General features: G+C 40.2%; 21 protein-coding genes. 6 read left to right on the forward strand and 15 right to left on the reverse strand.

Annotation, left to right across the window (positions count from 1 at the left end; translation table 11 throughout):
- Nucleotide 1: 1 nt before the first annotated feature.
- Nucleotides 2-472: a (2Fe-2S)-binding protein gene (locus ESZ39_RS06905; protein WP_146879179.1), complete on the reverse strand. Its 471-nt coding sequence runs from the start codon at nucleotides 470-472 to the stop codon at nucleotides 2-4.
- Nucleotides 473-551: 79 nt separating this feature from the next.
- Nucleotides 552-1,193, reverse strand: a complete 642-nt coding sequence (locus ESZ39_RS06910; RefSeq protein WP_146879180.1) for an NTP transferase domain-containing protein — start codon at nucleotides 1,191-1,193, stop codon at nucleotides 552-554.
- A gap of 244 nt (nucleotides 1,194-1,437) precedes the next feature.
- Here ESZ39_RS06910 and ESZ39_RS06915 point away from each other — a divergent pair, with 244 nt between their 5' ends.
- From ESZ39_RS06915 to pheA, 3 genes are all read left to right on the forward strand, one after another.
- Nucleotides 1,438-3,873: a penicillin acylase family protein gene (locus ESZ39_RS06915; protein WP_146879181.1), complete on the forward strand. Its 2,436-nt coding sequence runs from the start codon at nucleotides 1,438-1,440 to the stop codon at nucleotides 3,871-3,873.
- A gap of 67 nt (nucleotides 3,874-3,940) precedes the next feature.
- The gene (locus ESZ39_RS06920) at nucleotides 3,941-4,324 is read left to right on the forward strand and encodes an MAPEG family protein (RefSeq protein ID WP_146879182.1); all 384 of its coding nucleotides are present in this window, start codon (nucleotides 3,941-3,943) and stop codon (nucleotides 4,322-4,324) included.
- Between the two features lie 363 nt (nucleotides 4,325-4,687).
- The gene (gene pheA, locus ESZ39_RS06925; RefSeq protein WP_146879183.1) at nucleotides 4,688-5,866 is read left to right on the forward strand and encodes a prephenate dehydratase; all 1,179 of its coding nucleotides are present in this window, start codon (nucleotides 4,688-4,690) and stop codon (nucleotides 5,864-5,866) included.
- Between the two features lie 182 nt (nucleotides 5,867-6,048).
- On the opposite strand, the gene ESZ39_RS06930 is transcribed toward pheA, so the two are convergent.
- The 3 genes from ESZ39_RS06930 to ESZ39_RS06940 form a co-directional block, all read right to left on the reverse strand.
- Nucleotides 6,049-6,450 carry a hypothetical protein gene (locus tag ESZ39_RS06930; protein WP_146879184.1) on the reverse strand — a complete coding sequence of 134 codons (402 nt, stop codon included), beginning with the start codon at nucleotides 6,448-6,450 and terminating at the stop codon, nucleotides 6,049-6,051.
- A 371-nt stretch (nucleotides 6,451-6,821) separates the two neighbouring features.
- Nucleotides 6,822-9,923 (reverse strand): efflux RND transporter permease subunit, encoded by a 3,102-nt coding sequence (locus ESZ39_RS06935; RefSeq protein WP_146879185.1) that lies wholly within the window; start codon nucleotides 9,921-9,923, stop codon nucleotides 6,822-6,824.
- Nucleotides 9,920-10,978 carry an efflux RND transporter periplasmic adaptor subunit gene (locus ESZ39_RS06940; protein ID WP_146879186.1) on the reverse strand — a complete coding sequence of 353 codons (1,059 nt, stop codon included), beginning with the start codon at nucleotides 10,976-10,978 and terminating at the stop codon, nucleotides 9,920-9,922. The genes ESZ39_RS06935 and ESZ39_RS06940 overlap by 4 nt, the downstream gene beginning before the upstream one ends.
- Nucleotides 10,979-11,199: 221 nt before the next feature.
- Here ESZ39_RS06940 and ESZ39_RS06945 point away from each other — a divergent pair, with 221 nt between their 5' ends.
- Both ESZ39_RS06945 and ESZ39_RS06950 read left to right on the forward strand, forming a co-directional pair.
- Nucleotides 11,200-11,946 carry a hypothetical protein gene (locus ESZ39_RS06945; protein WP_146879187.1) on the forward strand — a complete coding sequence of 249 codons (747 nt, stop codon included), beginning with the start codon at nucleotides 11,200-11,202 and terminating at the stop codon, nucleotides 11,944-11,946.
- Nucleotides 11,947-12,056: 110 nt separating this feature from the next.
- A complete protein-coding gene (locus ESZ39_RS06950; protein ID WP_146879188.1) occupies nucleotides 12,057-12,653 on the forward strand; it encodes an outer membrane beta-barrel protein in 597 nt (198 codons plus the stop codon).
- Nucleotides 12,654-12,861: 208 nt separating this feature from the next.
- Here the strand turns inward: ESZ39_RS06950 and ESZ39_RS06955 are convergent, their stop codons facing one another.
- From ESZ39_RS06955 to rpsP, 9 genes are all read right to left on the reverse strand, one after another.
- On the reverse strand, nucleotides 12,862-13,332 hold the full coding sequence (locus tag ESZ39_RS06955) for a thioredoxin family protein (protein ID WP_146879189.1): 471 nt from the start codon (nucleotides 13,330-13,332) through the stop codon (nucleotides 12,862-12,864).
- A 12-nt stretch (nucleotides 13,333-13,344) separates the two neighbouring features.
- The gene (gene tyrA / locus ESZ39_RS06960; protein WP_146879190.1) at nucleotides 13,345-14,487 is read right to left on the reverse strand and encodes a bifunctional chorismate mutase/prephenate dehydrogenase; all 1,143 of its coding nucleotides are present in this window, start codon (nucleotides 14,485-14,487) and stop codon (nucleotides 13,345-13,347) included.
- Between the two features lie 15 nt (nucleotides 14,488-14,502).
- Entirely contained in the window at nucleotides 14,503-15,627 is a 1,125-nt protein-coding gene (locus ESZ39_RS06965) for a 3-deoxy-7-phosphoheptulonate synthase (protein WP_411266861.1), read from the reverse strand.
- 513 nt (nucleotides 15,628-16,140) lie between these two features.
- Complete coding sequence (gene acs / locus ESZ39_RS06970; RefSeq protein ID WP_146879191.1) at nucleotides 16,141-18,084, reverse strand: acetate--CoA ligase; 1,944 nt, start codon at nucleotides 18,082-18,084, stop codon at nucleotides 16,141-16,143.
- A 289-nt stretch (nucleotides 18,085-18,373) separates the two neighbouring features.
- On the reverse strand, nucleotides 18,374-18,508 hold the full coding sequence (locus ESZ39_RS06975; protein ID WP_146879192.1) for a PEP-CTERM sorting domain-containing protein: 135 nt from the start codon (nucleotides 18,506-18,508) through the stop codon (nucleotides 18,374-18,376).
- A gap of 579 nt (nucleotides 18,509-19,087) precedes the next feature.
- Nucleotides 19,088-19,441: a 50S ribosomal protein L19 gene (gene rplS, locus ESZ39_RS06980; RefSeq protein WP_146879193.1), complete on the reverse strand. Its 354-nt coding sequence runs from the start codon at nucleotides 19,439-19,441 to the stop codon at nucleotides 19,088-19,090.
- 12 nt (nucleotides 19,442-19,453) lie between these two features.
- Nucleotides 19,454-20,263 (reverse strand): tRNA (guanosine(37)-N1)-methyltransferase TrmD, encoded by an 810-nt coding sequence (gene trmD / locus ESZ39_RS06985; RefSeq protein WP_146879212.1) that lies wholly within the window; start codon nucleotides 20,261-20,263, stop codon nucleotides 19,454-19,456.
- 43 nt (nucleotides 20,264-20,306) lie between these two features.
- Complete coding sequence (rimM, locus tag ESZ39_RS06990) at nucleotides 20,307-20,837, reverse strand: ribosome maturation factor RimM (RefSeq protein WP_411266862.1); 531 nt, start codon at nucleotides 20,835-20,837, stop codon at nucleotides 20,307-20,309.
- Nucleotides 20,838-20,865: 28 nt separating this feature from the next.
- Nucleotides 20,866-21,114, reverse strand: a complete 249-nt coding sequence (rpsP, locus tag ESZ39_RS06995; protein ID WP_146879194.1) for a 30S ribosomal protein S16 — start codon at nucleotides 21,112-21,114, stop codon at nucleotides 20,866-20,868.
- Between the two features lie 261 nt (nucleotides 21,115-21,375).
- On the opposite strand from rpsP, the gene ESZ39_RS07000 reads away from it, so the two are divergent.
- Nucleotides 21,376-22,371 carry a DMT family transporter gene (locus ESZ39_RS07000; protein WP_146879195.1) on the forward strand — a complete coding sequence of 332 codons (996 nt, stop codon included), beginning with the start codon at nucleotides 21,376-21,378 and terminating at the stop codon, nucleotides 22,369-22,371.
- A gap of 163 nt (nucleotides 22,372-22,534) precedes the next feature.
- Here ESZ39_RS07000 and ffh read toward each other — a convergent pair whose 3' ends face one another.
- Entirely contained in the window at nucleotides 22,535-23,917 is a 1,383-nt protein-coding gene (gene ffh / locus ESZ39_RS07005; protein ID WP_146879196.1) for a signal recognition particle protein, read from the reverse strand.
- Nucleotides 23,918-24,080: the final 163 nt, after the last annotated feature.

Here is a 24,080-nt window from a genome sequence, read left to right on the forward strand (position 1 = left end):
ATCAGCTTCCTTGTACTTCAGTGGCCAAATCAGCGGCGAGGTGAATCGCTTGTTTGATGCGTTGATAAGTACCACAACGACAAATATTACCACTCATGGCGAGCTCAATATCTTCATCGTTTGGTTTAGGTTTGCGGTCTAACAATGCCACCGCCGACATCATTTGGCCTGACTGACAATAACCGCACTGTGGCACATTTAATTCTTGCCACGCTTGTTGAACTGGGTGCCCTCCATGCTCGGAAAGCCCTTCAATAGTGGTGATTTTTTTCTGCGCAATAGCTGACACTGGCATAACACATGAGCGAACAGGTTGACCATCAACATGGACCGTACAAGCGCCACATAAGCCTTTACCACAACCATATTTGGTACCGGTGTATTTTAAAATGTCTCTTAATGCCCATAACAATGGCATATCGCCATCATCATTAAATTGATGTTCTTTACCATTGACCGTTAAGGTAATCATAAAATCATTTCCTTTAGTTTGTTAAACCTTGCTTTGGTTAGCCTAGCTTAAGCTAGCATAGTGTTAGTTAAAGCTTTAGCTAGTGATGTTGTGCATTAATGCCAAGCTTTTGAACCATGTATCTTAATTGCTCTGGTGTATCTATATCAATAAACGCATGCGCGAGTGGTACTTTTAATAACTTACTTTGGTACTGTGCTAGCAACGGCTTTGCCCCTTGCTGACCTGTTAACTGGGTTAACTTTGTAAAATAGTCTTGAGAAAATATCACCGGCGGGCCAATTTTTTCTTTTGCGCTTGACGCTACTATCGTTAAGTCTTGTGCAACAACAATAGCATGAGGATTAGCTTGCCAATAACCTTGATGACGAATCAAATCAGCTGAGGTTAACTGCCATTGGTCAACTAATACGATCATAACCGCCTTTATATCCGGAGCTAACCCTGCAACACCAACAGCAATTGATGACGCCATGCCGTCTGAGAACTTGCTATTAATAATAGTCTTGATAGGTAAATGATCAATGCGCGCTTGAACTTGGCTAGCATTAAAACCTAAAACGCAATACACCTGACTTGTCACCTTTAAAGCTTGCGCTAATTGCCATTCAACTAAGCTTTGTTTGTTGATATTAATTAATTGCTTCATATGACCTAAACGAGACGACTGACCTGCTGCCAATACTATGATGGCAAAATTGTTATTTGCGTGATGGGTCATTTTAATCTGCTCTCTAACATCATATTAGCTCTTTTGTTGGTGAACCATCTTAATACCAATAGGATAAGTGTAACATCAAATAAAACCAGCAAGGCAATTTCAGACAACCATCAAATTTTACCCAGTGGATATGTATGTAAAGTGTAATCAATGGTTAAGATAAATTTATCGAATCATCAAGATTCAAACTTCATTGGTTTTAAGGTACTCTACGCTATCGAAATTGTTTACTTTGCTAAGCCTAATGAAACATTTAAAAAATACGCTGATCGGCATACTATTTATTCTCTTCTTAGTTATAGCGACTTTGAGTACTTGGATATACAGTCAAATCGACAGTGCCTTACCACAATTAGACGGTAAGCAAACACTCTATGGCTTATCTGCCAGCGCCATCGTAGAACGAGATCAGCAAGGCATTGTCACCATCAAAGCAGATAATCGCTTAGATATCGCCATCGCCACCGGCTTTGTTCATGCTCAAGAACGCTTTTTTCAAATGGACTTATTACGCCGAAACTCAGCTGGTGAGCTTGCCAGTCTATTTGGCGACGCGGCGATAGCCTATGACAGTGAAATTCGCCGCCATCGTTTTCGTGAACGCGCTACCCGCATAGTGTCACAATTATCAGCCGCAGACTTAGCGTTGATAAAAGCCTACACACGCGGCGTCAATCAAGGCTTAAAATACCTTAAAGCGCCACCTTTTGAATATTTACTGCTACGCCAAGCACCGGTCGAATGGCAAGAAGAAGATACTATTTTAACCGTACTCAGTATGTATATCGACTTACAGTATCAAGACGGAAAGCGCGAACGAACCCTAGGCCTAATGCACTCACTATTAAGCGCTGAGGTCTATGCATTTCTTAACCCTAAAGGCAGTCGTTGGGATGCTGCCATAGATGGCACTGAGTTTCCTGCATCGCCATTACCAAAAGCAGCTTGGCCTTCTGCCTCAAGTGGAGGTATGGCGGCTTTGCTAAAGCATCAAGCACTAGACCCGCTCGTATCTGACGCGATTCCCTCACCACTTGCCAGAGAAAAATCAACTTTAAATGAAGAATTCCCCGGCTCAAACAACTGGGCTATTGGCGGTAATATAAGTTCTACCGGCAGCGCTATGGTTGCCAACGATATGCATTTGGGAATTCGGGTACCAAACACTTGGTTTAGAGCCTCTTTTGAATATCAAAGTGTCGATAATACCGCTGTAAAAGTCACCGGCGCGACATTACCTGGCACACCTAACATTATTATTGGCAGCAACGGTCATATTGCTTGGGGCTTTACTAACAGTTATGGCGACTGGAGCGATGTGATTATTCTTGAAACCAATGCCGATAAAAGCCAATATTTAACACCCGATGGCTATCAGCACTTTATCAAACGTAAACAAATTATCGCGGTAAAAGATCAAGAAGCGGTCGACATAACGGTAACTGATACCATTTGGGGACCTGTTATCGGTGAAAATGCTCAAGGTGATTTACTTGCATATCGTTGGGTTGCTCACGACAAAAGTGCGGTTAACATGGCCATTGTTGAGTTTGAAACCGCTACCAATGTAGCGCAGGCCTTCGCTATTGCTGCTCGTGCTGGCTTACCTGCGCAAAACTTAATGGTGGGTGATAAACAAGGTAATATTGGCTGGACCATCATGGGACCAATCCCACAACGCAGCGCAAAGTTTGGTGAAACACCAACATCTTGGGCCAATGGCAACAATAAATGGTTAGGGCTTTTGCCAGCTGAAGATTACCCGAAAGTTATCAACCCAAAAAATTCGCGCTTATGGACGGCAAATTCACGGGTTATTGGTGCAGACATGTTGAAAAAAATCGGTAATGGCGGCTATGCCATCGGTGCAAGGTCTTCGCAAATAAAACAAAACCTTGAGGCTAAAGCATCGTTTGATGAACAAGACTTGCTCAATATTGCCCTTGATGACAGCGCCAAATTTTTATTACGTTGGCAAGAGTTTATTTTGTCTGAAGTACTCACTGATACCATGTTGGCTAAGCATCAAGACTGGCATGAAGTAAAAAACATTATCAATGTGAAACATTTATCAGCTAGCACAGACTCTGTTGCCTATCGCCTGATCAGAAATTTTCGCTTAACTATCAGAGAGCAAGTGTTTGAAATTTTCAATGAAAACATGACCAAGCTCGATGAAGATTACAGTTTTCATACCATACGTCATCAAATAGAAACGCCATTATGGCAATTGGTGAATCAACAACCTGAAAACTTTCTCTGGCGTGGTCAGGCAAGTTGGTCGGCCTTATTTGAAGTAAGCCTTGAGAAAACACTCAACCAAATGACCGAGTCAACCTCGCTGGCAAACGCCACTTGGGGTAAACAAAACATCAGCAAAATTCAGCACCCATTAAGCCGTGCTGTGCCATTTATTGGCCAATGGCTTGATATGCCTGAAGTAGAATTACCCGGTGATAGCTACATGCCAAGAGTACAAGGACAAGCATTTGGTGCGTCGCAGCGCATGGTTGTCTCTCCTGGACACGAAGAAAGCGGCATTTTTCATATGCCCACCAGTCAATCAGGTCATCCTTGGAGCCCATATTATGGTTTAGGACATGAGAGTTGGATAAAAGGTCAAGCATCTAGCTTTTTGCCAGGCCCAAGCAAGTACACACTGACTTTACTCAGTTACTAAACTCAGTTACTCAGTTACTCAGTTACTAGCGAAGCAACATAAACCATCAACATACTAAGGAACAATAATGACCACCTTAATCATTTGTTTATTTATCGCCGCCCTATTACCATTTATTGCCAAAATTCCGGTTGCTATTGCCATGCATAAAATGGGCGGTTACAACAACAATCACCCTCGTGCTCAACAAGCAAAGCTAACCGGCTTTGGCGCTAGAGCTTTCGCCGCACATCAAAATGCCTTTGAATCACTGCTTATTTTTGCTCCCGCCGTTTTGTTAGCCATCGCAACACAAAACACTGGCGTTTTTATCGAGCAACTCGCTATTACCCATATTGTTGCCAGAGTGCTTTACAATATTGCCTACTTAATAAATATTGGCGTTATGCGTTCATTAATATGGGGTGTTGGCATCATAAGTTCTTTCACTATTATCTATCAATGTATTTAAGTGACAGATATATCGTTATTAGTTTTAAGCTATTAGCGGTGTATTCGTCTAAAATATCGCTTATAAGCCTTTTTTATGCCTTTAGACAAAAATAGGCATAAAGAAACGGTTGTACTCTGCTGTGATGGTGGCTAAAGTAAAGCTATGCAAATGACAAAACTAGCCTTTTTTTTTAACACTTTCTTTCTCTCAGTTCACTGAGCGCGCTTTAGGTTTTGGCATGCACTAAAAAACCTCCTAATGGAGGTTTTTTAGTTTTAGTGGTCGCAACAAGTAATACCAAGTTGATTAATAATTATAAATAACTCGCAAAATATGATAATAAAAGCGAATAAACTCATAACTACCTAATAGGAAAACGCGGTGAACGAAGCATTAGATTTAAATAAAATACGTGAAAAAATTACCCAACTCGATCAGCAACTACTGACATTATTTGCTGAACGCCGCGCCCTTACTTTAAATGTTGCAAAAAGCAAAGCTCATCTCATTCGTCCAGTACGAGACCAACAGCGCGAACAAGAGTTACTGATCCGCTTGATCACCCAAGGCAAAAAACTAGGTTTAGATGCACATTACGTGACCAGCGTATTTCAAACCATTATTGAAGATTCAGTGCTTAATCAGCAAGCTTACCTGCAAACCTTAGCCAACCCAAATATACAAGAGCCGGCCGTCAGTGTTGCTTTTCTTGGTGATAAAGGTTCTTACAGTTACTTAGCAAGCCACCGTTATTTTTCTCGCCGTGCAGCAAAAATTATTGAAAGTGGTTGCCAAAGTTTTGCTGAGATTATGCAGCAAGTTGAATCTGGCTCGGTTGACTATGGCATGTTGCCAATTGAGAACACCAGTTCAGGCAGTATTAATGAAGTTTATGACGTTCTACAACATACCAATTTATCGATTGTTGGCGAAATAACCCAACCTATTGAGCACTGCCTACTGACCGCAGTAAATACCAAACTGAATAAAATCAACACCATTTATGCCCATGGTCAGCCATTTGCACAATGTAGTAACTTTTTAGATAAACAAAATGATATTCGCATTGAATACTGTGAAAGTACCGCTGATGCCATGGCCAAAGTCTATGAATTGCAAGACGACAGTGTGGCGGTTATTGGTAGCGAAGAAGGCGGTAACTTATACCAACTTCAGGCTTTGGAAAAACAAATAGCTAACCAAATTGAAAACCATAGTCGTTTCATTCTAGTGGCACGTAAACCCATTGAGGTTGCTGAACAAATTCCAGCAAAAACCACCTTAATTATTGCCACTGGCCAAAAGCCTGGTGCATTAGTCGAGTGCCTACTTGTACTGAAAAACAAAGGCATTAACATGTGCAAACTTGAATCTCGTCCTATTCAAGGGCGACCTTGGGAAGAAATGTTTTATGTCGATGTAGAAGCCAATTTGAAGCACTTAGCTTTACAAGAGGCGATTAGTCAAATCACTGAACAGACAAATTTCATTAAAATTCTAGGTTGTTACCCTATCGAACACATTAGCCCAACCAGTGTCCCAAGTAGCGCACTCATATAAGCGCTAATTTTTAACATAATAAAGGGCAGATAAACTGCCCTTTATTAATACATTTAATCTCTAATTGCTTAGTTCTAAATACTTAGTGCTTAGTTCTAAATACTTAGTGCTTAGTTCTAAATACTTAGTGCTTAGCTCTGCATACTTATCACATACACATCACTGATTGTTCTTAGCTCAGTTTAGATAACGACCAGTTTGCGATTTTTTAGTCTAAAAATAATAGCACTAAACACTAAGATAGATAATATTGGCATCGCGGCAAACATAACGGCTGAAAACATAAACTGACCCATCAACAAGGTTAAACTAATAAAGCACACTGTTGGTAATAATAGCCAAAAAGTATGTTCACTGGCACATAATTTAAAGCCTTTATGCATCAAAAACAGCAACAGTAGACTCACCATACTAGCGGTGATAGCCGTAACTGCACCCGGGTAATAATCAAGCATAAAATCAGTATGGGGGTGAAGTATGCTCGGTACTGGCACCAAGTTACCAAGCTGAACCAACCACACTAATGAACCCGCAATGAGGCAACCAAAATTAAAAGACCAAAGTTTTTTATTAACCTTAAACATCAATATTTCCCAAATTTATTATTATTATTTTCCCTATTTATATCCCAAGTATAGTTTTTAATCAAGACGTCTGGTTTTTATACAAAAATAGTAATAATAAATTTAAAGCATGAGTTAGGGCAATTAAGCTTAAAATAGGTAAATCGACCTTAAATGTAAAAAGTCCATATAATACCAATCCCATTAAGTTATTGCTCACTTGTACTAGTTAAAATAGCTCAAGGCTGTGTTGCTCTCACTCCCAATAGCCAGCTATTGCTCAATCGAGCGCCTTACCTTGAGTTATTTTTCCTGCGCACAACAAGATCACAAACTTAATGGAACTGGTATAACAACGCTATATAGACTTTTTTACAGCTGCCACTATTTAACTATACTTTATCTATAAGCGCTTGAGCTTGCTGCTTTTCAATTTCTTTAGTGATAACTTGCGGGGAGCCTGTATTGCGGCACAGCCAATAATAAGCCCCAGGTACAACAAATAAAGTGAAAATACTGGCCAATGATACACCCGCAAAGATCACCACACCAATCACCATTCTACTTTCAGCGCCAGGTCCGACCGCTAGCACTAATGGGATAGCACTGGTGACTGTAGTGAATGTGGTCATCACAATAGGCCTTAAGCGTTGGGTGGCGGCAGTGATCAATGCTTCTTCAAAAGCAATGCCTTTGTCACGTAACTGGTTAGCAAATTCAACAATTAAAATACCATTTTTTGCCGCTAATCCAATTAACATCACAATACCAATTTGACTGTATATATTTAGGCTCATACCCATCAGTTTTAGGCCAGCTAAAGCGCCAACTAAGGCTAATGGCACAGTTAACATAATGACAAAAGGATGAATAAAGCTCTCAAATTGGGCCGACAATACTAGGTAAGTTATCACTAAGGCCAAAACAAAAATAAAGGCGATAGAGTTACCTGATTCTTGTAATAATTGCGACTGGCCTTTGTAGGCTACTTGCGCTTCTTCAGGCAAGTGTTCAGCAACTGCGGTATTTAAAAATGCTAAGGCATCACCCAAGGCATAGCCTGTGGCTAAGTTGGCGCTAATAGTGACACTGCGCAGGCGATTAAAACGATTGAGTCGCGATGATGTAGCACTCTCTTCAATCGTGATCAAGTTCGACAAGGGCACCAATTTATTACTGACCGTGGAGCGAACAAAAATATTATCAATGTCTTTAGGGTTTGAAAAATCATTTTTCTCACCTTTAACAATCACATAATACTCTTCACCGCGCTCAACAAAGTTAGTCACGCGGCGTTGACCCAACATCGTTTCAAGTGTACGGCCAATATCGCCAACCGACACGCCTAAGTCGAAGGCTCTGTTGTGATCAATATTAACCAACAATTGTGGATAGGTTTCTTTGTAGTCACTATCAATACTGTGCAGATTGGGGTTTTCTTGCGCTTTAGCAATAATAATATCACGCCACTTTGCTAACTCTTCATAGGTGTTACCTTGCAAGACAAACTCAACGGGGGATGAAGACCCGCCGCCACTTAAGCCTCGGCGCATCATAGCGAACGCTCTAACATCGGTTACTTTAGCAAGTTCGCCATTTATTTTATTAATAAATTCAAAGGTTCCGGTAATGCGATCTTTCCAAGCGGGCATACCAACAATAGCAATACCACCTGCACCACCAAAGCCTGGCACGCGCACAAGCACTCGGTCGAGCTCTCCGCTTTGTTGATGCGCCAGTAATTGTGCTTCTATTTGCTGCATATTTTTAACATTGTTTTCATAACTTGCCCCTTCAGCACCACGCATCATAACGAAGAAATTGCCACGATCTTCTTTTGGTGTGTACTCTGAAGGTAATTGATTGAATAAACTGTACACCGCAAATAGCGACAAAATGATAACAATACATATCATCAAAGGCTGATGAATACTGGCTTTTAACCCACGCCCATAAGCGGCTTCAAATTTAGCAAAGCCTCGATCTAACTTTTGACCAAACGATGAGCTACGTTCCTTATGCTTTAACATTTTAGAACACATCATTGGCGTTAACGATAATGCGGTTAAACTTGAGAAAATTACTGCTGAAGCAATCGCAATGGCAAACTCGGTGAATAATCGCCCAACGTTACCTGATAAAAAGATTAATGGCACAAACACGGCGACCAGTACTAACGTGGTGGCAATAACGGCAAACGCTACTTCTCGCCCCCCTTCGTATGCGGCTAACAATGGGCTTTGCCCACGCTCAATACGGCGGTAAATATTTTCCAGCACCACGATGGCATCATCTACCACCAAGCCGATGGCTAGTACCATGGCCAGTAGGGTCAACAAGTTGATTGAAAAACCAAACCACGATAGCACCATCATAGAGCCAATTAATGCTACAGGCACAGTAACCGCAGGAATAAGTGTTGCTCTAATATTACCCAAAAATATAAAGATAACCAATACCACCATGATCATGGCAATACCCAGTGTGCTATACACTTCGTCAATTGAGCCTTGAATAAACACTGATGAGTCATAACTATTGGTGATCGTTGTACCTATTGGCAAGCCAACACGGATCGACATCATCTCTTTTCGAGCTGCTTTGACTACTTCGAGGGTATTGGCTTTTGACTGTTTAATAATGCCCAAACCCACCATATTTTTGCCATTGCCACGAAACATGTTTTCTTCATCTTCCGCCGCCAAGGCAATTTTAGCCACATCACCCAGGTAGACCAAAGACTTATTATTATTGCGCGCCACCACCATAGTGGCAAAGTCATCCTCGGTTAGATAACTGCGTTCAACACGAATCGAAAAATCTCGGTCGATTGATTCGACTTGTCCTGCCGGTAATTCAACATTTTCAGCACGCAAGGTTTGTTCGATATCATTAACAGTGATGCCTCTAGCCGCCATTGCCTTGCGATTTAACACCACATTCATGGCATAGGTTCTACCGCCACCAACTTGCACACGTGCTACGCCATCAACCACAGAAAACCTGTCAACAATATAACGCTCTGCGTAATCAGTTAGCTGTAATGTGCTCATCACCTCGCTTTGTAAAACAAACCAGACAATGGAGCTTTCATCATCATTTGCCTTGGAGACCTCAGGCGGTTCAGCCTGTTCAGGTAAGTTGTTTAATGCACGTGAAATTCTGTCCCGCACATCGTTGGTTGCCGAGTCAATATCACGGTCCAATTCAAATTCAATTGAAATATTAGAACGGCCAACACGGCTAGAAGAGTTGATGGATTTAACCCCTTCAATGCCGCTAATTCTATCTTCCAGTATTTGCGTTATTTTACTTTCAACTATCGCAGCAGACGCCCCAGGGTAGGTGGTATTAATACTCACTACCGGTGGGTCAATATCAGGGTACTCTCGAAGGGGCAGGGTTAAAAAAGCGACCAGTCCAAAAGTGATCAACAGTAAATTTATTACAGTTGCAAATACAGGGCGCTTAACTGACAGGTCAGATAAAATCACGATTTATTCCCTATGGCCTTTACACTAGTACCATCGCGTAATTTTAAGGCGCCTTCAATAACGACTTCCGTCCCCGCCTCTAGACCACCAGTAACCTCAACAAAACCACGATAACGACGACCAATATCTAATGCTTTCTTAATAGCCTTATCCGCTTCGACAACAAAAACAAAATGCTGGTCTTCAATCGGAATAATCGCACTTTCTGGTATCTGTAATATTTGCTCAACTTTTCGTATCACCTGCAAATTTAACAACATGCCTGCACGTAACTGATTATTAGCATTGTTAATTTTTGCACGTACTTTTAAGGTGCGTGTAACACTGTCGATGCGCGAGTCTATCGAGGTGACTTTGCCAATAAATACTTTGTCTTTATACGCTATATTACTCGCTTCTATGCGTTGACCAATCGCTACGGTAGTTAAGTAACGCTCTGGAATTGAAAAATCAACTTTAATAATGCTCAGGTCATCTAAACTAGTAATGATATCTCCAACATTAATTAAAGCACCGAGACTAATTTCACGAAAGCCTAAGACACCTGAAAATGGCGCTGTAATGGTAAGTTCAGCCAGCTTTATTCTTGCACTTAGCAGTTGTGCTGAAATAGCCTTAGTTTTAGCTTCTTGTTGATCAACCAACGACTTAGCGGTAGCTTTTAGTTTATACAAACCTTGAAAACGATTGAGTTGCGCCACTGACTCGGCAAGATTAGCCTGAAGTTCTTTAACTTTAGCCGCTTCTTCTTGACTATTTAGACGTACTAAAATGTCATCTTTTTTAACCGTATCACCATCTTGAAATAAAACCTCAACAACGACATCTGAATATTTACTGGTGATGTACACCTGCTCATTCGCCCGTGACGTACCAATGGCCTCAACAGAATCACTAAAATCAACTGACTCGATTTTAGCGGTTTTTACCGAGACCACCCGTTGATATTTTTCTTTGTTAGTCGTCTGTTCAGGCCATTGTAAATAAACCACTAAGGCAATTAACATTCCAACAAGTAATAACAAAGGTAAACGACGACCAATGGCAGTAGACATAAACAAAACTCTCTAAAATTGAGTAAATTATAATAATATAATTATAACTTAGATACTGAAAGTGCTCGAGACGCCTTAGCCTGAGATTTAAGGCTTTGGTCGCAAATTAGAAAAAATAATTAACTTTGTACTTATTAAGATATAATTTAATGAGACATAAACCAAATGAAGTATAGCCAGTATGCGCCATACTTCATTTTTATATTTTAAGGATTAAACTCGTGAAAATTATTGCCTCAATTATTATTGTTTTATTATTACTTAGTGGTGGTGCTCTTTGGTTTTTAGCCGGCAGCTCACTCAATGGCTATATTAAAGGTCAAATTGAAACGGTGGGCAGCCAAGTTACCGAACAAAGGGTTACGGTAAAAACTGTTGATATTAAGCTCGCTAGCGGTGCAGGTAGTATTTTAGGTATTAATTTAGCCAATCCTAAAACTTATAGCCAACCAAACGCTTTCGCTTTAGAAGAAGTAACACTTGATATTAATTTAGAAAGTTTAACCTCATCACCTATTATTATTGACGCGATAATCATCAAATCACCACAAGCTTTTGTCCAATTCACCCAAACCGGTGGCTCTAATATTAAAGATATTTTAGATGCTATTAAGCGTAACACCCCTAAAGCTGAGGCAAGTGCTGCTGAGACTGAAAGTGGCGAAGAGCCTAAAATAAAAGTCAGTAAAATCATCCTTGCTGGCACCGCGCTAACGCTTGATTTAAGTGCCTTTGGTAATAAAGCACATAGTGCCACATTACCTGATATTATATTAGATAATGTTGGTGGTGACACTGGTTTGCCCGCAAGCCAACTCGGTGCTGAAATTGTTAAACAAGCATTATCTCAAATTTGGCAACAAGCAAAAACCACACAAAAGAAAAAGTTAACCGATAGCGCTAAAGAAAAATTGAAAGAGAAGCTACAAGAAAAGGCCAAGAAAAAGCTGACTGACTTATTTGGCTAATTTTAATTTTTAACAGTCTTAAAGCTCAGTCTAAATGTGCCAAGGTTAGCCAAAGTTAGCCACTACATTGGGCTGAGTTTATAAAAAAACTAATCACAGGACACCTTGTAATGAAAGTGAATAGCCAGTTAACACCACGAGCCATTCTTTGCACTTTTTTGTTATCAAATGTAGCGATAGCACAGCCATTAGAACTCAGTGTTATGGTGGGTCAAATATACGGTCCTGATTTGGTTACCAGTGACAATAGCGATATCGATATTGACTCTGGTAGTAACATTGCTGTTGGTATAGCGTGGCAAGAAAATGTTAATGGCCAAGGTCAGATACTTTTCAACCGTGTTAGCCATGATTTTATTGGCCAAAATCAAGTTAATAATGAGCTAGATATCACTTATGCACATTTTAATGGCGTCGCTTTGTATCGCCAGCAAAGCTATGTAACCACTTTGAGTTTAGGGCTAGGTGGTGCTTATTTTGATGCCGAACAAGGTAGTGAAGAACTGTATCCTTCAGCCAGTGTTGCCTTTGGTACTCGCTATGAATTCTCTCAACAAATAGCCTTAGTAACCGAACTACGCGCCTATGCCACCTTAATTGATGAGGATGACGCCATGTTTTGCCAGCGAAATATTTGTAATGCGAACTTTAGCGATTCACTCTGGATAGATAGTTCAATTGCCCTTGGAATCGCCATCAAATTTTAGTTTAATAACACTTCAGTTATCTGCCAACATTAGCCTGATTTTAGCTTAAAGCTGTTACTTTACTCCATATATTTAGACAATAACCGATAAAGTCTGCATATCCATTAAGCTATTATCAGAAAAGTAAGCCATGATCAAAAAAATCACAGAGCATATTATTCATCAGTGATTTTGTCTCTACATGCTGACACTTACATTTTAAACTACACTATAACATCGCTGAGATATCAGCCGTTAATGACACTTTCGGACGTTCAATAATACGACCAATTTCTTTATCGTTTTGATAAACAATAAAAGTGGGGGTATATTTTATATCGTGGCTTTTAGCTGATCCGCTTGGCTCTAACTTTGCATAATCGAGGGCAATTAAGCGATTGGAAAGCGTTGGGCTTTGTGCAACTATTTTTAAAAATCTAGGCACTTCACGCACACTGTCATGGCACCAAGAGCCAAAGTAAACGTCTACGTGTAAATCCTTTGGCCAACGGTTAATTGCAACAACTTCAAGCTCAGACAGTTGAGATAGCTGATAACTTTGCTGGAAAAACTTATGATTAGCCATCAGTTGCTGTTGGCTGATTTCACCAATGACCATCGGCGCTTCTTCCACCTGACTATTGGCGCAGCCAGAAATAACAAGCATAATACTTAATAGCGTCGCCACAAATTTTTTCATTTCATTCCTTGTCTAGTATTTTTTTAATTGGTCTGCTTTTGCCAACATCACTTTGCTTTCCTGCATAAAGATATCTGCATAATCACCAAAATAATCAGCAACCTGTGAAAACATTTCAGTAAAGGCTGCTTTATCATTTGTTTGCACATCTTCCAGTAATGCTAAAAATCGATAGGCAAAACGCTTCATCATAGCGATATTGTCTTGATTAGCGAAAATAATATCAGTATAAAGGACCGGATTTTGAGCAAACAGACGCCCAACCATAATTAACTCTAAGCGATAAATTGGTGAACTCATCTCAACCAATTGCGCTATATCAGCCCCTTCAGTCATTAAGTGGTAACCATAAGCAATCGTTGAGAAGTGTCGCATAACTTGTACCATAGACATCGCTTGATCATGCGTATGTGCTTCAACCGGATAAATTTTTGCTCCCCAAACATTAAATTGCTCTAATAACCAATGATACTGTTGTGGAAAGCGGCCTTCGCAAGCAATAATAGTTTGCTTAACTAAACCAGTGACATCAGGCCCAAACATTGGATGTAATCCAACAACAGGGCCGGCATGTACTTTCATCATTTCATATAGTGGCGCTTCTTTAATACTGGTTACGTCGGCCAAAATACAGTTTTCAGGCAAGCTGCCTAATTTTTGAATAACCAAAGTGGTTAATCTAATCGGCACCGCAACGATGACTAAACTCGCCTCAGCTAAAATATCAGCACTGTTTGGCCAGTCAGCTTGCTCTAAAGCCTGTACTTGATAACCAGAACGGTTAAATAAATCGACAAAAATTCGCCCCAATTGCCCTTGACCACCAATCACTATGACCTTTTTGCAATTAGGATTAACACAACGATAGCCACTAGCATCTTGGCTGACATAGGAGTCTTGCATCAAACGCCGAAGAATATCTTCTATTAACTCTGGCGACAAACCGGCATCTATTGCTTGTTCGCGGCGTATCTTTAATAAGCTCGCTTCACGCTCAGGAGCGAAAATTGGCATACCCGCTTGGCTTTTTAATAAACCCACTTTGGTCGTAACAACGCGACGTTTTGCTAATAATGCAACTAATTGACCATCAATATCGTCAATTTCATCGCGTAATACACCTAATTTTTGCTCAAATGTAGATTTGTTATTCATTGTGGCTGCTTATTCCTATTCACTAACGGTTAAATTAATCCGCTGTTTTAAAACCACCTCAAGTTTAGCACTCGCCGCTGAAATAAGCTGCTCTGTGGTTTCAAAATCGATACAAGCATCTGTCACAGAAACGCCATATTTCAGCTGGTCAATGGGTAACTCTGAACTTTGATTACCGGCATTGATATTACTCTCTAGCATAATACCAATAATGGTTTTATTGCCTGCACAAATTTGATCAAAAACATTGTCTGCCACTAAGGGTTGACGACGGTAGTCTTTATTAGAGTTACCGTGTGAACAGTCGACCACGATACCTGGCTCTAAATTTTGCTTGGCTAATTCTTCTTCACATAAAGCGACATTAACTGCATCGTAATTAGGCTTTTTACCACCACGCAAAATGACATGGCCATCAGGGTTACCCGAAGTTTTAATCAGTGCCACTTGGCCTAAGCGATTAATGCCCATAAAACGATGTGAAGAGGCGGCTGACTGCAAAGCATTAATAGCAACACCAAGGCCACCACTGGTGCCATTTTTAAAGCCAATTGGCATCGACAAACCACTGGCCATTTCACGGTGCGTTTGTGACTCTGTGGTGCGTGCGCCAATAGCCGACCAACTAAATAGCTCAGCTAAATATTGTGGGCTGATTGGATCTAGCGCTTCAGTCGCCAATGGCAAACCTAGCTCAGTTAAGTAAATTAATAATGCACGGGCCTTACGAAGGCCGGTTTCTACATCAAATGAACCATCCATATGCGGATCATTAATTAGCCCTTTCCAGCCCACCGTAGTACGCGGTTTTTCAAAGTAAACTCGCATAACAATATATAAACTACCTTGATATTTATCATGTAATTTTTTTAGTTGTCTTGCATAAGCTTTAGCACCTTCAAGATCATGCACAGAACAAGGCCCTGCTATGACTAATAAACGATGATCTTGTTTGTGAATAATATTGGCAATAATTTGGCGAGCATTTTTAACAAAAACACGGCCTGCTTCTGGCAAGGGTAATTCTTCTCGTAAAGCATTAGGGGTAATTAAGACATCTTCCGCATTTACGTGAATATCATTCAGCCTACTTTTAGGTATTGGCTTTGCATCTGACGCCGTTAAGGTATTTTTTGACATGATTCTTTCCTAAATATAGAACAATAAATATAAGTTTTAAGTAAAGTATTTTGGCTAACAACTATTCTCTACTAATAGTTGTGCAGCTAGAAGAGCGACTAGTTAAAGTATGGGAGGTAATAATATTGATACTGCAGATTGTACATTTTTCAAACCCCTCTAGCTGTAAAATAAAGTTTACTTGTTTTGTATCGTTTATATTACACTATAATTTACTCACGTACAGTCCTATTCTAAAAAATATGACTAATCAACCTTCCTTCACATTCAGGTGAACAGGTTATACCAATTACATTAAGTTATTGCTCACTTGTACTAGTTAAAATAGCTCAAGGCTGTGTTGCTCTCAATCCCAATAGCCAGCTATTGCTCAATCGAGCGCCTTACCTTGAATTATTTTTCCTGCGCACAACAAGATCACAAACTTAATGGAACTGGTATTATACCGTTTGTCATGAACATAAAAAAAGCGCCGAATGGCGCTTTTTAGCTTAATTTTTTATATGCTCAATTTTATTTATGCACAATACGATGCTTAACTAAGTTCTCAACAACAGCAGGATCAGCCAACGTTGAAGTATCACCTAAGGTATCTACATCATTCTCAGCAATTTTGCGTAAAATACGACGCATAATTTTACCTGAGCGGGTTTTAGGTAGCCCTGGAGCATATTGAATATAATCAGGTTTAGCAAAACGGCCTAATTCTTTCGCAACAAAATCGGTTAACTCACGGAGTAACTCGTCTGACTCGGTCGCATTACTCATTAAGGTGACATAAGCATAAACACCTTGGCCTTTAATTTCATGCGGATAACCAACAACAGCGGCTTCAGCAACTGCCGGGTGCAATACCAAAGCACTCTCAATTTCAGCCGTACCTAGTCGGTGACCAGAAACATTCAATACATCATCAACACGACCGGTGATCCAATAAAAACCGTCTTCATCACGCTTGGCACCATCACCGGTAAAGTAATTACCTGGATATTGGCTAAAGTAAGTTTGATAGAAGCGATCATGATCACCATAAACAGTACGTAATTGACCCGGCCAACTACCTGTCATCATTAATAAACCTTGATTTGCACCTTTAAGAGTATTGCCGTCTTTATCAAACAGTGCAGGTTTAACCCCAAAGAAGGGTTTACCTGCTGCACCTGGTTTCATGTCAACCGCTCCTGGCAAGGAGGTAATTAAAATCCCACCCGTTTCTGTTTGCCACCATGTATCAACAATAGGGCAATTACTTTTACCCACCGTCTCATAATACCAGTGCCATGCTTCAGGGTTAATTGGCTCACCTACCGTACCTAAAAGGCGCAGCGATGATAAATCCGCTTTTTCAACAAAACTATCACCAACACTCATCAAAGCGCGAATAGCGGTTGGTGCCGTGTAGAAAATATTGACTTGGTGCTTATCACACACCTGCCAAAAACGACTAGCATCAGGATAAGTCGGCACACCTTCAAAAACCAGCGTGGTTGCACCATTTGCTAGTGGTCCGTAAAAAATATAAGAATGGCCAGTGATCCAGCCAGCATCTGCCGTACACCAGTAAACTTCACCGTCTTTATAATCAAAAACATATTTATGTGTCATGGCAGCGTAAAGTAGATAGCCACCACAAGTATGTAATACACCTTTAGGTGTGCCTGTTGAACCAGAGGTATATAAAATAAAGAGTGGATCTTCAGCGTCCATTACTTCCGGCTGACAAACTGCAGGAAGCTTGGCGACTTCTTGTTGGTAATTGACATCAATTTTGTCATTCCACGCGACATCACCGCCAGTGCGTTGAACAACAATCACTGAGTGAACATTTGGACAGTCGGCAACGGCGGCGTCAACATTTACTTTCAATGGAATAACCCGACCACCACGAAAACTTTCATCAGAGGTAACAACAACTTTACAGTCAGCGTCAGCGATGCGTGAACGAATAGCTTCAGTAGAAAAACCACCGAATACCACTGAATGAACCGCACCTATACGGGCACAAGCTAACATGGCATAACCAATTTCAGGGATCATCGGCATATAAATACAGACACGATCACCTTTTTTCACGCCACGTGCTTTTAATAAATTAGCAAAACGACAAACATGATCATGCAGTTCTTGGTAGGTTATTTTTTTATCTTCGCTGGGATCGTCACCTTCCCAAATAATGGCGGTATCGTCAGCTTTACTGACTAAATGACGATCAATACAGTTATAACTAACATTTAATTTACCACCAGAAAACCATTTGATATCAGCAGACTTCAGATCTACGTCTGAAACACTGTCCCAAGGCTTATACCAATCAAGGAACTGCTCAGCTTGCTCAGCCCAGAAAACATCAGGTTGCTCAATTGATTGCTTATACATTGCCTCATATTTTGCAGCGTCAATATAAGTGTCGGCTTTTGCTTGCGCTAATACGGGATAATGGCTTTTTAATTTGTGCATGCTTAATCCTTGAAATCTTGTTATTTAATGGCTTGTTGAGATGTCGAAGCAAAACCTCATTCAACTATCGATCAGTTTTTTAACTTACCATCATAATAGCCTAACTTTTAGCGATGGGACACACCACTTAAGTCGAATATACATGAATTATTTATACAATTTGAAGATGGTATAAGCCGAATATTAATACTACTAAAATGACCTAATAATGTTTTCGAAATAATATTTCATAAACAAAAAAAACCTTAAAATCAACAGAATAAAACCTAAGAGCCTAAAAAATCGAGTGTTAAGATAAAACAATTGCTGACTGCTTTTTGTACTTACCTAAACCGATAAAGCACAACAGCAAAGAAAATAGCCCGAAAGTTTCCGGCTCAGGCACTGCAGTGGCTAGCGTGTTCCATGCTTTTATCGTGGCCATTTCTAACCTTATAGCTGCTCAACAAGTAAAAATGCCTTAAACTTTTCCACTGGCTGCTCTGATAGAATCTCGTAATGCATCAACACAGGTACTGCGATTACTGCTATAACAAGCGTTGTATTATACCAGTTCCATTAAGTTTGTGATCTTGTTGTGCGCAGGAAAAATAACTCAAGGTAAGGCGCTCAATTGAGCAATAGCTGGCTATTGGGAGTGAGAGCAACACAGCATTGAGTTATTTTAACTAGTACAAGTGAGCAATAACTTAATGGGATTGGTATTATACCAGTTCCATTAAGTTTGTGATCTTGTTGTGCGCAGGAAAAATAACTCAAGGTAAGGCGCTCGATTGAGCAATAGCTGGCTATTGGGAGTGAGAGCAACACAGCCTTGAGCTATTTTAACTAGTACAAGTGAGCAATAACTTAATGGGATTGGTATTATTCATAATCTACGCTATTTTTATAGTTAATAAAGTCTTTAGCACTTTAGCAGCTTAAAAAAAATACAAAAAGGCCTGTTTGGTTTCCCAAACAGGCCTTTTTCAAACTAACTGATAATACTCGTATTAAAGGGGAATTATCTTTTTCCCAATTTCTCTTTAATACGTGCTTTACGACCAGATAGTTCGCGTAAGTAATACAACTTAGCTTGACGTACATCGCCGCGACGCTTGACTGCAATAGAGTCAACGATTGGGCTATGTGTCTGGAATACACGCTCTACACCAACACCGTTTGAAGTTTTACGAACAGTGAATGCAGAATTGATGCCGCGGTTTTTAATAGCGATTACAACACCTTCAAATGCTTGAAGACGTGATTTTTCACCCTCTGTAACTTTTACTTGTACAACAACTGTATCGCCTGGGCGGTACACTGGTACATCTTTTTTCATTTGCTCAGCTTCAAGCTGCTTAATAATATTACTCATAATACCTTCTTCCTAGTGTTCACAGTCATCAACAGCATTTTTATTATCAGCCTTAATGGCCGTTAACATTTTTTGCTGCTCTGCCGTCAGAGCTAGGTTAGTTAATAGTTCTGGTCTTCTAGTCCACGTTCTTTCTAACGACTGATATTGGCGCCATTGCCTTATATGTTCGTGATTACCACTTAATAGCACTTTAGGAACAGACTTTATCTCGTTTACCGAAACGTCCATAACCTCTGGCCTAGTGTAATGTGGACAATCTAATAAACCGTCAGAAAATGAATCCTGCTCAGCTGATTGTTGATGTCCTAATACTCCGGGCACAAAGCGTGCTACGGCATCGATTACGTTCATAGCAGGTAATTCCCCACCACTTAATACATAATCTCCGACCGACCATTCTTCGTCTATTTCAGACTCAATTAGTCGCTCATCTATACCTTCATAACGTCCTGCTATAAATATCAGTCGGTCATGTTGTGCTAATTCACGTACACCAGCTTGGTCCAATTTTCGTCCTTGCGGCGACAAATAAATAACCTTCGCTCTACCCTTTTCTTTAATAAGATCTGGGCTGCTATCTTCATCTGCAGCTTTTCTTGCAGCTTGAATAGCATCACGTAATGGTTGCACCATCATAAGCATCCCTGGTCCGCCGCCGTAAGGTCGGTCGTCCACAGTGCGATGTTTATCATGAGTAAAGTCTCTTGGGTTCCACTTATGGAACTCAATTAAGCCATTACGGATCGCTCGGCCTGTCACCCCATACTCAGTAATGGCGTCAAACATTTCAGGAAAAAGGCTTATGACCCCAATCCACATTTTCTTATCGCTAAGCATGTTTGTTGATACACTCTTACTCAAGTTAGAAACCTGGGTCCCAGTCAACACAAATCTGTTTATCTTCAGCGCTTATCGAAAGTATAACTTGGTCCATTAAGTAAGGAATTAACCTTTCTTTTTTTCCAAAGCCATCTTTCAGATTAGCCTTAACAACCAGTACATCGTTAGCGCCGGTTTCCATTATGTCGGAAACCTGACCTAGGTCGTAACCTTTGTCAGTAACTACCGCCATGCCGATTAGATCACGCCAATAAAACTCACCATCAGGTAAGTCTGATAACGCCTCTTCGCTGACAAATATCTCTGAACCCACTAGCTTTTGGGCTATATCGCGATCATCAATACCTGCAACTTTAACTACAAGACCATTGTTATGTTTGCGCCAATCGGTAATATCTACTGATTGAATCTTATTCCCTAATTTTAAAGACCAAGGAAAATAGTCTAGAATGGCTTCTTGGTCATCTGTGAATGAATGAATTTTCAACCAACCTTTGATACCGTAGACTGCGCCTACTTTACCTAAAGTGACATCTTTACCAATAACTTCCACAACAAACTCCTAAAACCTACCAATTAAATTAAGCTGCTTTGTTAGCATCTTTAATTAATTTGGCCACACGATCAGATACAGTTGCACCTTGACCAACCCAATGGTTGACACGGTCTAAGTCTAAACGTAATTTTTCCGCTTGACCTTGCGCTGTAGGATTGAAAAAACCAACTTTCTCGATGAAACGACCATCGCGAGAGTTACGGCTATCTGCAACAACAACCTGATAGAATGGACGCTTCTTTGCGCCGGCACGAGCTAAACGAATGGTAACCATATCGTCCTCTATATAATTTAAGTGTTAAAACGAATTTCCCAGACATTTCCGTCGACTAAGCGACGGAAAAGCTCGCGTATGTTACGCTTTTCTGCTGATAAAGCAACCTAAAGCTATTGTTAGATGCGTTATTTCACAAATTAGTTAGCGCAGTTATTAATATGACTATACATAGCCATCGGCGAAACTATATAATCCACGCCTGCAAAATCAAGCGCTATATTCTCGCGCTTCAATTAACCCTTTCTGGCCGGAAAAACGATGACTGAACTGACAAACACCAGTATAAAAGGATTAATGCTAGCGATGACTACGGCTGTTATGTGGGGATTACTACCTTTAGCGCTAAAATCTGTTTTAGTATTAATGGACGCTTATACCATTACTTGGTATCGCTTCGTGTTCGCCGCATTTTTTGTTACCCTACTTTTATCAGCAACAAGAAAAATACCCCGCTCAGCACTGCAACAAACCAGTGTGATGAAACGACTATTGCTTGCTGCCATTCTGTTGAGCTTTAACTACATACTGTACCTAGTTTCATTACACTATATACCTGTGGAAACTGCACAAATGCTCATTCAAATGGCGCCATTTTTTATGTTACTGGGCAGTGTTGTTGTCATGAAGGAGCACTTTAGCCGCGGCCAAATGGTTGGTTCTTTGGTACTTATTTCTGGCTTGTTATTATTTTTTAATCAACGATTTATTAGTGATAGTGGCATTGATAATAGTGCGATGGATAATCATGATTTTTTACTTGGCTTTATCATTATGTTTGGTGCGGCAATAACGTGGGCAGCCTATGCGATTATACAAAAGCAAATGTTGCGTTATTACAGTTCAAACCAAATAATGTGGTGTATTTATTTATTAAGCGCGCTGTTTTTTTTGCCGTTAGCAAGTCCCGAAAAAATAATGTCTTTAGATGATAGCGCATTACTGTTATTACTTTTTTGCTGCGCAAACACCCTTATTGCCTATGGCACGTTTGCTAAGTCATTAGAATATTTATCAACGGCAAAAGTGAGTGCGACCTTGGCGATAACGCCATTACTTACTGTGATGTTTGCCACTATCGCTGAGCAAATTTGGCCCTCAACATTCCAAGCACAACAGTTGAATGTACTCGCTTATATCGGTGCTGGCTTTGTGGTCTTAGGCTCAATGCTAACAGCCCTAGGTAATAGAATACTCAATAAGAAGAATATAAATGCACTCAAAGAATATTTAAAATTTAAAAATAACAGCGCTTAATTTAACCTATACCGTCGATACTCAGTTAAATAAAGTCATCGGTGAGGCACTAAATCAACCCATTTTTTTATAAAATCATATCAACATAACGCAAGTTTAAGAAACAAAAAAGGTAGCACTTAGCTACCTTTTTTTGTTTCAAAGCACGGTCTAAATTATCAAATTAACGACCAGGCATACCGCCGCCCATGCCGCCACCTGGAGGCATCATACCTTTCATTGAGCGCATCATTTTTTGCATGCCGCCTTTACCCGACATTTTTTTCATCATTTTTTGCATTTGAGTAAATTGTTTTAGCAGTTTATTAACATCTTGAATTTGCGTACCCGAACCTGCGGCAATACGACGCTTGCGAGAGCCTTTAATAACATCAGGGCGTTGTCGCTCGGCTTTAGTCATTGAGTTAATCATAGCTTCCATGCGGATAGTCATTTTATCATCCACTTGGCCTTTAACTTGCTCCGACATATTGCCCATACCGGGTAATTTATCCATTAAACCCATCATGCCGCCCATACTTTTCATTTGCACGAGTTGATCACGAAAGTCTTCTAAATCAAAACCCTTACCACTTTTTACTTTTTTCGCTAATTTTTCAGCTTGTTTACGATCAACCTTTTGCTCGACCTCTTCAATTAAAGACAGTACATCGCCCATACCAAGGATACGAGAAGCAATTCTGTCTGGGTGAAAAGGCTCTAAGGCTTCAATTTTTTCGCCAACCCCCATAAACTTAATCGGTTTACCGGTAATATGGCGAATAGATAACGCCGCACCACCACGGGCATCGCCATCAGTTTTGGTTAAGATGATACCGGTTAACGGCAAAGCATCATTAAAGGCTTTGGCGGTATTAGCCGCATCTTGACCTGTCATGGCGTCAACCGTAAACAAAGTTTCAATCGGCTTAATAGCCGCATGTAACTGTTGAATCTCAGCCATCATCTCGCCGTCGATATGCAAACGCCCGGCGGTATCAACAATAACGACATCAAAAAAGTTTTTCTTCGCGTGATCAATTGCACCGTTAGCAATATCAATAGGCTTTTGCTTAATATCACTCGGGAAAAAGCCAACATTGATTTCAGTGGCCAACATTTCCAGTTGTTTAATCGCTGCTGGGCGATAAACATCAGCACTCACCACGAGCACTTTTTTCTTTTCGCGCTCAGTTAAAAATTTAGCTAACTTAGCAACAGAGGTAGTTTTACCTGCACCTTGTAAACCGGCCATTAAGACAACGGCTGGCGGTGCTGTTTTTAGGTTAAGGGATTCATTAACTTCACCCATCGCCATTTCAAGTTCAGTACGAACAATTTTTACAAAAACCTGACCTGGTGTTAAACTCTTCGACACATCTTGCCCAACAGCACTTTCTTTTACTTTGGCAATAAACTCGCGAATAACCGGTAAAGCGACATCAGCCTCTAACAATGCCATCCGTACTTCACGTAAAGTTTCTTTTATATTGTCTTCTGTTAAGCGACCACGGCCACTGATATTTTTTAGTGTTTTCGTTAAACGATCGGAAAGATTTTCAAACATAAATGACTCAAATATTAACTTTGCGCAAAAAATTACCTCCATTATACCCGTACAATTAATTAGCGAAAGTAGAAGTTATGATTTTAAGCTAATGATGGGATTTAATATCGTGATATGTAGAAAATCACAAGCATGATTACAGATCAATAACAGCGAAAAAAAT

This window comes from Colwellia sp. C1TZA3 (genome assembly GCF_007954265.1).
Lineage (GTDB): Bacteria > Pseudomonadota > Gammaproteobacteria > Enterobacterales > Alteromonadaceae > Cognaticolwellia.

Excerpts from the sequence above, each read along its gene's own strand:
- ESZ39_RS06905 (WP_146879179.1), bottom strand. The coding sequence starts at position 472 with ATGATTACCTTAACGGTCAATGGTAAAGAACATCAATTTAATGATGAT.
- ESZ39_RS06910 (WP_146879180.1), bottom strand. The coding sequence starts at position 1,193 with ATGACCCATCACGCAAATAACAATTTTGCCATCATAGTATTGGCAGCA.
- ESZ39_RS06915 (WP_146879181.1), top strand. The coding sequence starts at position 1,438 with ATGAAACATTTAAAAAATACGCTGATCGGCATACTATTTATTCTCTTC.
- ESZ39_RS06920 (WP_146879182.1), top strand. The coding sequence starts at position 3,941 with ATGACCACCTTAATCATTTGTTTATTTATCGCCGCCCTATTACCATTT.
- ESZ39_RS06930 (WP_146879184.1), bottom strand. The coding sequence starts at position 6,450 with ATGTTTAAGGTTAATAAAAAACTTTGGTCTTTTAATTTTGGTTGCCTC.
- ESZ39_RS06940 (WP_146879186.1), bottom strand. The coding sequence starts at position 10,978 with ATGTCTACTGCCATTGGTCGTCGTTTACCTTTGTTATTACTTGTTGGA.
- ESZ39_RS06950 (WP_146879188.1), top strand. The coding sequence starts at position 12,057 with ATGAAAGTGAATAGCCAGTTAACACCACGAGCCATTCTTTGCACTTTT.
- ESZ39_RS06955 (WP_146879189.1), bottom strand. The coding sequence starts at position 13,332 with ATGAAAAAATTTGTGGCGACGCTATTAAGTATTATGCTTGTTATTTCT.
- tyrA (WP_146879190.1), bottom strand. The coding sequence starts at position 14,487 with ATGAATAACAAATCTACATTTGAGCAAAAATTAGGTGTATTACGCGAT.
- ESZ39_RS06965 (WP_411266861.1), bottom strand. The coding sequence starts at position 15,627 with ATGTCAAAAAATACCTTAACGGCGTCAGATGCAAAGCCAATACCTAAA.
- acs (WP_146879191.1), bottom strand. The coding sequence starts at position 18,084 with ATGCACAAATTAAAAAGCCATTATCCCGTATTAGCGCAAGCAAAAGCC.
- ESZ39_RS06975 (WP_146879192.1), bottom strand. The coding sequence starts at position 18,508 with ATGGCCACGATAAAAGCATGGAACACGCTAGCCACTGCAGTGCCTGAG.
- rplS (WP_146879193.1), bottom strand. The coding sequence starts at position 19,441 with ATGAGTAATATTATTAAGCAGCTTGAAGCTGAGCAAATGAAAAAAGAT.
- trmD (WP_146879212.1), bottom strand. The coding sequence starts at position 20,263 with ATGTGGATTGGGGTCATAAGCCTTTTTCCTGAAATGTTTGACGCCATT.
- rpsP (WP_146879194.1), bottom strand. The coding sequence starts at position 21,114 with ATGGTTACCATTCGTTTAGCTCGTGCCGGCGCAAAGAAGCGTCCATTC.
- ESZ39_RS07000 (WP_146879195.1), top strand. The coding sequence starts at position 21,376 with ATGACTGAACTGACAAACACCAGTATAAAAGGATTAATGCTAGCGATG.
- ffh (WP_146879196.1), bottom strand. The coding sequence starts at position 23,917 with ATGTTTGAAAATCTTTCCGATCGTTTAACGAAAACACTAAAAAATATC.